At 55.6% G+C, this 9904-nt stretch carries 9 protein-coding genes and 1 tRNA gene; 3 read left to right on the top strand and 7 right to left on the bottom strand.

The genetic code is table 11. From position 1 onward, the window contains the following. Window position 1: 1 nt before the first annotated feature. Together ACKVOS_RS07775 and recJ are read right to left on the bottom strand one after the other, a co-directional pair. Window positions 2-76: transfer RNA gene (locus ACKVOS_RS07775), tRNA-Glu, on the bottom strand. Between the two features lie 66 nt (window positions 77-142). After that, complete coding sequence (gene recJ / locus ACKVOS_RS07770) at window positions 143-1909, bottom strand: single-stranded-DNA-specific exonuclease RecJ (protein WP_409211444.1); 1767 nt, start codon at window positions 1907-1909, stop codon at window positions 143-145. A gap of 41 nt (window positions 1910-1950) precedes the next feature. Between recJ and ACKVOS_RS07765 the strand changes: the two genes are divergently transcribed. Further along, window positions 1951-2442 (top strand): flavodoxin family protein, encoded by a 492-nt coding sequence (locus ACKVOS_RS07765; protein WP_409211443.1) that lies wholly within the window; start codon window positions 1951-1953, stop codon window positions 2440-2442. Between the two features lie 3 nt (window positions 2443-2445). Here the strand turns inward: ACKVOS_RS07765 and glpX are convergent, their stop codons facing one another. After that, window positions 2446-3432, bottom strand: coding sequence for a class II fructose-bisphosphatase (gene glpX / locus ACKVOS_RS07760; RefSeq protein ID WP_409211442.1), 987 nt, complete (start codon window positions 3430-3432; stop codon window positions 2446-2448). A gap of 153 nt (window positions 3433-3585) precedes the next feature. Next, window positions 3586-4890, bottom strand: coding sequence for a homoserine dehydrogenase (locus ACKVOS_RS07755; RefSeq protein WP_409211441.1), 1305 nt, complete (start codon window positions 4888-4890; stop codon window positions 3586-3588). A 115-nt stretch (window positions 4891-5005) separates the two neighbouring features. On the opposite strand from ACKVOS_RS07755, the gene ACKVOS_RS07750 reads away from it, so the two are divergent. Then, entirely contained in the window at window positions 5006-5806 is an 801-nt protein-coding gene (locus tag ACKVOS_RS07750; RefSeq protein ID WP_409211440.1) for an NTP transferase domain-containing protein, read from the top strand. 24 nt (window positions 5807-5830) lie between these two features. Here ACKVOS_RS07750 and ACKVOS_RS07745 read toward each other — a convergent pair whose 3' ends face one another. Next, the gene (locus ACKVOS_RS07745; RefSeq protein WP_409211439.1) at window positions 5831-6889 is read right to left on the bottom strand and encodes a DUF1176 domain-containing protein; all 1059 of its coding nucleotides are present in this window, start codon (window positions 6887-6889) and stop codon (window positions 5831-5833) included. A 69-nt stretch (window positions 6890-6958) separates the two neighbouring features. On the opposite strand from ACKVOS_RS07745, the gene ACKVOS_RS07740 reads away from it, so the two are divergent. Beyond that, window positions 6959-7828 carry a 3-hydroxyacyl-CoA dehydrogenase NAD-binding domain-containing protein gene (locus ACKVOS_RS07740; RefSeq protein ID WP_409211438.1) on the top strand — a complete coding sequence of 290 codons (870 nt, stop codon included), beginning with the start codon at window positions 6959-6961 and terminating at the stop codon, window positions 7826-7828. A gap of 17 nt (window positions 7829-7845) precedes the next feature. On the opposite strand, the gene metC is transcribed toward ACKVOS_RS07740, so the two are convergent. Together metC and sseA are read right to left on the bottom strand one after the other, a co-directional pair. Next, on the bottom strand, window positions 7846-9021 hold the full coding sequence (metC, locus tag ACKVOS_RS07735; RefSeq protein WP_409211437.1) for a cystathionine beta-lyase: 1176 nt from the start codon (window positions 9019-9021) through the stop codon (window positions 7846-7848). After that, window positions 9018-9860: a 3-mercaptopyruvate sulfurtransferase gene (gene sseA / locus ACKVOS_RS07730; protein WP_409211436.1), complete on the bottom strand. Its 843-nt coding sequence runs from the start codon at window positions 9858-9860 to the stop codon at window positions 9018-9020. Before sseA ends, metC begins: the two co-directional genes overlap by 4 nt. Between the last annotated feature and the right edge of the window lie 44 nt (window positions 9861-9904).

Raw genomic sequence — 9904 nt, 5'->3', positions numbered from 1 at the left:
TTGGTGACCCCTACGGGAATCGAACCCGTGTTTCAGCCGTGAAAGGGCCGCGTCCTAACCGCTAGACGAAGGGGCCAATCGCTTGGCGAGCCGCGCCTTTACGGATTCGATTTGCCTAGGTCAAGCCCAACATGACGCAAATTCAGTCTGCAAAGGCGATATCGTCAATATGGAGCTCGGCCTTGGGTGTCGGCCCCCAGTCATCGACTTTCGCACGACCGGTGATCCAATATTTGCGGCCTCGTTCACCATGCAGCAATTGCTGGCCTAATGGGCTTTCTCCCTGACGGAATGCCATCGCTTTAAACGAAGCCCCGTCGTCCCCTGAAACGATGGCCCGAACATGATCTTTGCCAACGATGTCGCATTTTATAATCCGAACCGGACCCGTCACGATTCGCGGGCTGGGCCAGCCCATGCCGTAAGGACCTGCAGTTTCCATCGCGTCAATGAAAGCAGGGTTCAACCCGCGCGGCGATAACAAGGCATCGATCAATAAGGCGCTATTTGATGATGCGCGCGCCACATCGGGTTCAAGACGCTGATCGAGCCATTGGGAGAGCGCTTCGACATTCTCTGCCTTCACGGTCAATCCTGCTGCCATCGCGTGTCCGCCGCCTGCCTCGAGTAATCCGGCCTCCCGGGCGGAAATGATGGCCGCGCCCAAATCGACCCCGCCGATAGAGCGCCCGGACCCCTTGCCAATTCCATTTTCGTCCAAAGCAATGATGATCGACGGCTTGCCCGTTTTCTCCTTGATCCGCCCTGCAACAATTCCGATGACACCTGGGTGCCACCCTTGACCCGCCAAAAGCGCGACAGCCCTGTTATGTTGGCCTGGCAACATGGCCTCGGCTTCGTCCTGCACGATTCCTTCGATGGCCCGACGATCTTCGTTCAGGCGGTCCAGTTCTGCGGCAATCATACGCGCTTCGTCCCGGTCTTGCGTGGTCAACAAACGGACGCCGAGATCCGATTTGCCGACCCGTCCACCAGCGTTAATCCGGGGCCCCAATGCAAAGCCAAGATCCGAACAGACAGGCGCCCGGTTCAATCGGCTGGCTTCGATAAGCGCCGCAAGGCCGATATTACGACGACCGGCCATAACTTTTAGCCCCTGCGCAACAAAAGCACGGTTCAGGCCGCGCAGCTGCGCCACATCGGCGACCGTGCCGAGAGCAACAAGATCGAGCAGTTCGATAAGTTTGGGTTCTGTGCCCTGTTCAAAAAAACCGCGCAGGCGTAAAACTCGAACGACAGCGGCGGCCAAAAGAAAGGCAACGCCGACGGCCGCAAGGTGCCCATGGGATGCCGCTTCGTCGTTTTCGTCCAATCGATTGGGGTTGACCAAAGCAAAAGCCGTGGGCAGCTGCGCCGCGCATTTGTGGTGATCGACCACGATCACTTCCAACCCTGCGTTTTTAGCCTGTGCCAAAGCTTCATAGGCCATCGCGCCACAATCGACCGTAACAATCAATCGGCTTCCGCCCGCTCCAATCCGCACAAGCGCTTCACCCGAAGGGCCATATCCTTCCATGAGGCGGTCGGGGATATAATGCCCCGCCTCTAGTCCCAATTCCCGCAACAATCGGATCAACAAAGCGGCGCTTGTCGCCCCGTCGACATCGTAGTCGCCATATATTGTAACGGCTTCTTGAGATTGGACGGCGTCTGCCAATCGCTCCGCGGCGCAATCCATGTCGCGGAATATTGAAGGGTCGGGCATGAACCCGCGAATGGTTGGTTCGCGATGCCGGTCAATATCGTCGCGGGGCACACCGCGCGCCATTAACAATTGCGTGACAAGGTCATCGGGCTGAAAACCGGGGTCGCGGGTATCGACATCACCGCTGCGCCATTGCCAGCGTTGACCGAGTATCGAATGCGTGATGTTGAGAACTGTTGACATGGACCTTCCCTATGCGGGGTTGCCAATGCTAGCAAGACGACATGAAACAGCTGCTCATCATCTGGCACAGCCAAACCGGCGGATCGAAAGCTTTGGCGCAGGCGGCTGCTGAAGGTGCAGCGACTTTTGACTCGATTGAGGCAAAATTGCTGTGTGCTGACGCAGCACAACATGCACAGATGCTTCAATCAGATGCATATCTTTTCATTTTTCCGGAAAATCTCGCTGCAATCAGCGGGGTAATGAAAGCCTTTTTTGATCGCAGCTATTATCCCTGCCTCGGCAGGATTGAGGGTCGGCCTTATGCAACCATAATTTGCGCTGGTTCCGATGGGACTATCGCGGCGAAGCAAGCGGAGCGTATTGCTACCGGATGGCGGCTGAAAAAGGTTGCAGATGCTTTGATTGTCTGCACAAATGCCACAACCCAGACGGCCATATTAGGCCCCAAGACAATTTCACCAGCAGATTTGCAGAAAGCTTATGATACCGGCGCGCACATTGCGGCCGGCATCAGTCTAGGTATTTTCTAAGCCCTAATCGGAGGCGACATTGCCGCGGCCATGTTCGCTTTTCACGCGACGGACTGTGCCGCTTGATGCGCGCATCACGATGGTTTCAGTAGTGATGCGGCCATCACGAAGTGTCTTTACGCCGTCGAGCAACGAACCATCGGTTACGCCGGTTGCGGCAAATATGCAGTCGCCTTTGGCCAGTTCTTCAAGATCGTAGATCTTGTCGAGATCCTCGATCCCCCATTTGCGTGCGCGTTTGCGTTCGTCGTCGTTGCGAAACAGCAAGCGACCCTTGAATTGGCCGCCGACGCATCGAAGCGCTGCCGCAGCAAGAACGCCTTCCGGAGCACCGCCTGTCCCCATATAGATATCGACGGTCGTATCGGGGTTGGCCGTTGCGATAACGCCTGCGACATCGCCATCCGGAATAAGCATGACGCCGCAGCCGAGCGCCCGCAACTCGGCGATCAGTTTTTCATGACGTGGGCGGTCAAGAACGCAAACGATCAGTTCGCTGGGCTCAACGCCCTTTTCATTTGCAACGGCCGTGACATTTTCGGTGACTGTACGGTCCAGATTAACAATATTGGGTGAATATCCGGGGCCAACGGCAATTTTGTCCATGTAAACATCGGGTGCATTCAAAAGATTACCTTCTTCTGCAACAGCCAGCACGGCAAGCGCATTCGGCCCGGCCTTTGCTGTGATCGTTGTCCCTTCGAGAGGATCGAGTGCAATATCAATTCGCGGGCCCTTGCCAATGGCCGATCCCACTTTTTCACCGATAAAAAGCATCGGCGCCTCGTCGCGCTCGCCTTCGCCAATGACAACGGTACCGTCCATGTAAAGTCCGTTCAAGGCCGCGCGCATAGCCTCAACCGCCGCAGCATCGGCCGCCTTTTCATCGCCACGCCCGATCAGCTTCGCAGCGGCGATCGCAGCGGCTTCCGTAACGCGGACCATTTCGAGAACGAGCACTCGGTCGAGGATTTGGCTTGCTGCCGTCATTGGGTGTTCCTAGCTATTTTAAGTTCGCGGATCTTGGTGAATGAGTATCGGGCTTCGGCCTTTGGCAGGTCGGGATTGCATTTTCGTTAAGGGGGGACCCGACAAATGTCGAGATGGCCTGTCGTCGCAAAGGAATGAGCCGCACATCTTGGTTCATTCTTCCAATATGTGCATGACCATCGGTTCGCCCATCAGGCTGTCCGATGTTGATAGTGTCTCGAGGGTGTCGTTTATGGCCAATTCAGGGCCTGCGTGGGTCACCATGGCAATCAAAGCCGACCCGTCATCGCTGGTTTCTGTCTGTATAAGGCTCTCGATTGACAAGCCCGCATCCCGCATGGCGGCCGTAATTTCAGCCAATACACCTACGCGGTCAGCTACGATCATCCGGATGTAGGTTTTGCCAATACGATGGGCCGACGCCGCGCGGGGTAGATTTTCGAGTTCGGACGAGGGCATGGAAAAGGCCGGTCCGGTCTCTTTTCGCGCGATGTCGACAAGGTCGGCAACGACAGCCGATGCCGTAGGCCGGTCGCCTGCGCCTGCCCCTTGGAACAGCAGGCGGCCGGAAAAATTGCCTTCGGCCACAACGGCATTGGTCGCGCCTATAACATGGGCGAGCGGATGTGTAAGCGGCACAAGGCAGGGCTGGACACGCTGGAAAATTTCCGCAGAGCCATTTTCGCCATCAATTTCAGCGATGCCAATGAGGCGTATTCGATAGCCCAGAGCCCTAGTTTGTGCGATATCGGCGGCAAGGATTTTGCGGATACCGCGAGCCTCGACGCCGCCAAAATCAATTTGTGATCCAAAGCTTAAAGATGCCAAAATCGACAATTTATGGGCCGCGTCAATACCGTCGATGTCGAAGCTGGGATCGGCTTCTGCGAACCCCTTGGCCTGGGCATCGGACAGCACTTCGTTGAAATCCAGTCCTTCTTTTTCCATCGTCGACAGGATGTAATTACAGGTACCGTTCAAAATTCCATAGACCCGGTCGATCCGGTTGGCAGAAGCGCCATCGCGTAACCCTTGGATAACCGGGATACCGCCGGCAACCGCCGCCTCGAATTTCAGTGCCGCGTTTTTGCTTTCGGCCAGCGCCGCAAGCTCGGAACCGTGATGGGCGATCATAGCCTTGTTTGCGGTCACCAGCGCTCGCCCGTTCGACAAGGTTTCGCGTGCAAGAGTAAGTGCCGGGCCGTCAGATCCGCCGATTAGCTCGACAACAACATCAATATCGCTTGCCGTTGCGAGCTCACCCATATCGTCAACCCATCGATAGGGAGAAAGATTGACCCCGCGGTCTTTTGTACGGTCGCGTGCGGTCACCGCGACAATTTCAATCGCCCTTCCGGCGCGCCTTGCAATCAGCGCGCTGTTTTCCTCAATCAACTGGATAACACCGGTGCCTACCGTGCCAAGACCAGCGAGCGCAATACGAAGAGGGGAAGACATAAGGACGATCAGGCTTTCTGCTAAAATGAGAGCATTGGGCGTGCGCTTAGGCGTTTCGGTCAGGAAATACCAGCCCAAGCTTGCTGCAACAGTGGCAGCGCACTATAGGCGGCGCATGAACAAATCCCCTACCTTGCTGGTGCTGGCCGGCAAACGCGATGGCAAGCTTGATCCGATGGCAGCAGATGCCGGAGTTAGCCATAAATGTCGTGTTCCCATCTGCGGCAAGGCTTTGCTGCAATGGGTGCTGGAGGCCGCAATACCGGCCTTTCCCGATACCAAAGTGCTCGTTTCGATTCACGATCCGTCGGTGATCGCTGACCTTCCGGCAGTCATCGAACTGGAAAAGGCAGGCCGCCTTATGATCTGCCAGGCACAGGCAGGTATTGTGGAAAGTGTAGAATATGCGGCCAAGCAAGCGGACGACGGCGCTTGGCCGATGGTGATAACCACCGCCGACAATGTATTGGTCACCGCAGAATTGATGCGTGACGTCCATATGCAAGCTTTTGCCGGTGAAGGGGATGCGGTCGTGGTTCTTTCCACACGAGAGGCCATTCAGGCAGCCCATCCTGAGGGGCAGCGCAGATTCTATGAATTTTCCGATGCTGCCATTTCCAACTGCAATCTTTTCTGGCTCCGTAATGCCTCGGCCCTCAAGGCGGCAGAAGCGTTCCGGCAGGGTGGACAATTTATCAAAACGAAAGGCCGCATTGCCAAGGCTTTCGGAATCATCAACCTTATCCGCTTCAGACTGGGTTGGTGGAAACTGGACACGGCGTTCAAAGCCATATCCCGCGCGCTCGGCGCACGCGTCGTGCCTTACATGGCGGCGGATGGGGCTTTCGCTGTCGATGTCGACAATCCCCGTACTTACGCCATAGCCGAGATATTGTTGAAGCAGCGCAAACTTTAAGGACGTATCGCGAAGGTCCTAACCCTATTTGACGTATTTGATATCAGCCCGCCAGATGGGGATCCAATCCAGCGACCCCCGGCATTCTCCCATGAGGGCGGCATTGGTTAAGCGGAACATGTCGCCGTCCCAGACCCAGCTTTCCGACGACCCGCAATCGCCGAGCCCGCGGCCCTTGGAATAGCTGCTGATAGTTTGCTTTGTTGCGTCCCAGTCTGCGTTGACCACGAGCGGAATTTTGCTGTCGTCACTGAACCCGGTGGCACCATAGTCGAATTTTGCAGGCTCGAATGTCCATTTCCCTGCGTTGCTGCGCTGGCCCACATATATGCCGGATGAAAAATTATAGGCGCCAGCTCCGCAATTGAGCATGATAAGGGCTTGCGGCCTTTCCGCCCCTCCGCCCAGGCTATAGGCGGTGTCCTCGGTCGAACCCATTCGTTCTGCGGCGCAAGGGCTTCCTTCCGAAAGAGCAACGAGCGCGGTGGCATCCGGCAACAAATTGGTGGGCTCTATTTTACGGACACGAAGCACCGGATAAGGTACCTTTTTCGCCATTGCCTTTTTGGCACCAAAGGCAATGACGGCCCCGCGTGAACCATCGCGACCCTGCTCCGCATCGATATATCGCAAAGCGGCGGCAACGCCGGATAAAGATGCCTTCCCAAGATTCGCTCCAGTGCCGTCGACCAGCTGGAATGTGAGACCTTTTGCCATTGCCCGGGCGATTTTCAGGCTTTCTGCGCCTTCAATTTTGATCGACTCACTGCCGGTGGGTACGGCGCCATTATGGATCGGTTTGCCATCGATTATGACGCGATATCGATTTGCCTTTGCGGCAAAACCGCCAACTTCGATGGCCAAAGGCGCTTGCACTCCGGACGATCGCGTTATGACCATAGACAGGCCGTCATCCCAAGGGCCATCGGGTAACAAGGCAACAGCCTGACAAGAGAGGCCATTGTCGCACCCGACGCTCCAATCTTTGAAAGTAGCGATCTTCCCCGGTGTCGGCGATGCGCCAAAAGCGGCGATTGCGGTCGTTGAAAACAGCAATAAAGATGCGATAATTGCCCGGTACATGGCGGCAGGCTAGCGCTTTTATTATGCCTAAGCTAGGGGCTTTCGAACTCAGTATAATTGGAGATTATCATGCGTACAGTTGGGATTATCGGGGCCGGTCAGATGGGCGCAGGCATAGCCCAGGTCAGCGCTGGCGCAGGCTATCACGTGTATTTGTCCGATATTGATCTCACGCGGGCGCAAGCGGGCAAGGACGGCATTGAAAAGGCGTTGTCCAAGCTCGTCGACAAAGGAAAAATGGCGCGAGATGCCGCCAATATTTTGCTGGCGCGTATTGAGCCTGTGGCAAGCTATGCTCCGATGGCCGAAGCCGGATTGATTATTGAGGCGGCGACGGAACGGGAGGACATAAAGCGCAAGATATTCGAATCGGTCGCCGAAATTCTCGATAAGAGCGCCGTTCTGGCTTCAAACACCTCTTCCATACCTATAACCCGCTTGGCCCAGTCCTCCCCCGATCCTGCGCGGTTTATCGGCGTCCATTTTTTCAACCCTGTTCCTGTAATGGGATTGATCGAGATTATTCGCGGCCTCGGGACAACCGATGCGACGGTGGATATTGTCCGCAGTTATGGCGAGGCGCTGGGCAAGCAACTGGTGTTTGCCAACGATGCGCCTGGATTCATCGTCAACCGCATTTTGATGCCCATGATCAACGAAGCGTGCTTCGCTTTGGGTGAAGGCGTCGCGACAATTCGCGATATCGATACTGCCTGTCAACTTGGCCTGAACCATCCGATGGGGCCATTGACGCTGGCGGATTTTATTGGCCTTGATACCTGCCTGGAAATCACCAATGTTCTGTTCAGGACCACAGGGGATCCGAAATTCCGCCCGGCCCCTTTGCTCCAAAAATATGTCGAGGCCGGCTGGTATGGCCGCAAGGTCAAGCGGGGTTTTTATGATTATTCAGCCGAAGTTCCCGTTCCGACCCGCTAGGGTCCTGACCCTTAAGGTCAAACCATAGTTTTGAACGCGGCCTCTAGGTCTGCAATCAGGTCATCGCAGTCCTCAAGCCCGATTTGCAAACGGATTATCGGGCGATCTTTTGCCCAAGGCACTTCGGTTCTGCAGGTTTCGGGGTGAACCGGTAAAGCAAGGCTTTCAAAACCGCCCCAGCTATACCCGATACCGAACAGTTCAAGCGCGTCGACAAAGTTGGCGGCATCATCTTTGGTCCCGTTCAAGACAAAAGAGAAGAGCCCGGATGAACCGCTAAAGTCGCGTTTCCATATTTCATGGCCGGGGCATTCTGGTAAGGCGGGGTGCAAAACGATGTCTACTTCGGGCCGATCGCGCAGCCAATGCGCGATTTTCAATGCCGACGCTTCATGCGCTTTCATACGCACGGCCAACGTTCGAAGCCCGCGACTGGCAAGATAAGCATCGTCCGGTGATACGATCTGGCCCAATTGCTGTGCCGTTTGACGCAGCCGGGTCCAAAACCGTTCATGTGTCGTAACGCAGCCGATCATGACGTCGCTGTGACCGACAATATATTTTGTCGCAGCCATGATCGTCATATCCACACCCTTGTCGAGCGCTGTGTAGAAAAATGGTGTCGCCCACGTATTGTCAAGCAAAGTGACAACACCGCGTTTTTTGGCCTCCGCGCAAAAAGCCGGGACATCTTGCACTTCGAAGGTCAGGCTGCCGGGCGTTTCAAGCAAAATTGCCTTGGTTTTTTCACAGAATAGCCCGGCAATATTGGCAGCCAACGGATTATAATAGCGGGTTTCAACCCCGAATCTCTTCAAAAAGCCGTCGGCAAATGCCCGGCTGGGATCATAGGCATTGTCCGTCATTAAAAGGACATCGCCCGGGCGCAGTACGGAGAGCAACGCACATGAAATCGCAGCAACGCCGGACGGGTAAAGCATGGTTCCCGCTGCACCCGGCTCCATAGCCGACAGGGCGTCGGCCAGCGACCATTGGGTTGGTGAACCCCGGCGGCCATAGAAAAACCGGCCGTCTTCATTGCCGGTTTTACCTGCTTCTAAGGCGGCTACATCGTCATAAAGATGGGTACTGGCCCGCCAGACCGGTACATTCACCACAGGGCCGGTCAGGTTCTTTGAACGTCCGCCTGTAATAATTCCAGTGATCTTGCCGCGTGGCTTTTCAGAATTCAAGCCGCACCCGTTTCCTTTGGCGTATCTTTATCCATGCCCCATTCTGACCAACTGCCATCGTATAGAGCAACGTCCTTCTTTCCCGTCAGACGTGCGCCAAACAACACAACGGCAGCGGTCATGCCGGATCCGCAGGTTGTAATCATCGGTTTGTCCAGATTAACGCCGGCTTGGGTATAGGCGGCGACCAGTTCGTCACCACGTTTCCATGTGCCGTCAGGATTATACAGATTGCCAAATGGTACGTTCCGGCTGCCGGGAATATGGCCCGACGCCATTTCGGGTCGCGGTTCGGCTTCTTCTCCAGTAAATCGGCCTGCGCCGCGGGCGTCGACAACTTCGGCGTTTTTGCTGTGCAAATTTGCGAGCAAGTCGGCTTTGCTCTTAACGGCCTGTTCGTCTTTCCACACTGTGAAATGCCGGTGGCGCAGGGACGGCTTACCTGTTTCAAGTGCGCGGCCTTCCGCTTTCCATTTTGATATGCCGCCATCCAATATCGCGACATCATGGGCACCAAACAGGGTCAGCATCCACCACGCGCGGGTTGCAGATTTGAACGGGCTATCATCATAAACGACAATGCGGCTGCCGTCTCCAAGTCCTAAAGACTGCATCCGGCTAGCAAATTTTTCGGGCGGGGGCAGGCTGTTGGGCAACGGGTTATTTGAATCAGCAAGCTCCTCGAGATCCATGAAAACCGCAGTCGGTATGTGCCCGCCTTCATATTCGGCCTGGGCGCTGCGTCCGGCATCCGCCATGAACCAAGTTGCATCCACGATACGCAAATCGGAGGCACCAATTTCTTTTGCCAACCATTCGGTGCTTACTAACAACTCCATATTATATATCCTAGCCCGCTGTTCTTGATTCTTGTGCGGTGCAA

The organism is Sphingorhabdus sp., from assembly GCF_046154385.1.
Classification (GTDB): Bacteria; Pseudomonadota; Alphaproteobacteria; order Sphingomonadales; family Sphingomonadaceae; genus Sphingorhabdus_B.
The sequence above is the reverse complement of the archived record's forward strand: the minus strand, read 5'-3'. Positions and strand labels throughout refer to the sequence as shown.